This window comes from Streptosporangium heterodermiicola (assembly GCF_051390675.1).
GTDB lineage: Bacteria > Actinomycetota > Actinomycetes > Streptosporangiales > Streptosporangiaceae > Streptosporangium.
In genome coordinates, this window is record NZ_JBPJSR010000083.1 from 1 (window position 1) to 715 (window position 715).

Consider the following 715-nt stretch of genomic DNA (forward strand, 5'->3'; position numbering starts at 1 on the left):
CCGGTGCGGACCTTGGCGTCCTTGCAGTCGACGTGGTAGATGCGGTCGGCGAAGTCCAGGATGAAGGCGACCGGGTCGATCTCCTGCCAGACCATGTGGGAGGGGTCCCAGTTCAGGCCGAACGCGGGGCGGTGGCCGATGGCCTGCAGGGTGCGCACGGTGGTGTGGTAGTCGTAGGCGATCTCGCTGGGGTGGACCTCGTGGGCGAAGCGCACCCCGACCTCGTCGAAGACGTCCAGGATGGGGTTCCAGCGGTCGGCGAAGTCGGCGTAGCCGTCTTCGATCATCTGGGGTGGGACGGGGGGGAACATGGCGACGGTGTGCCAGATGGAGGAGCCGGTGAAGCCGACCACGGTGTTGACGCCGAGTTTGGCGGCGGCGCGGGCGGTGTTCTTGATCTCCTCGGCGGCGTTGCGTCGGACCTGCTCGGCGTCGCCGCCGCCCCAGATGCGGGCGGGCAGGATGCCCTGGTGGCGGGCGTCGATGGGGTTGTCGCAGACGGCCTGGCCGACCAGGTGGTTGGAGATGGTGTGGACCGACAGGTTGTGCTTGGCGAGGAGTTCTTGTTTGCGGGGGATGTAGTCGTCGTCGCTGAGAGCTTTGTCGATCTCGAAGTGGTCGCCCCAGCAGGCGATCTCCAGTCCGTCGTATCCCCAGCCCGAGGCCAGGCGGCAGACCTCCTCGAACGGCAGGTCGGCCCACTGGCCGGTGAACA

1 protein-coding gene is annotated in these 715 nt (G+C 67.6%); it reads right to left on the reverse strand.

Annotation, left to right across the window (positions count from 1 at the left end; all coding sequences use genetic code 11):
* The coding region (locus ACSC1Q_RS42985; RefSeq protein WP_436764511.1) for a sugar phosphate isomerase/epimerase family protein at positions 1 to 715 on the reverse strand (715 nt) is incomplete at both ends.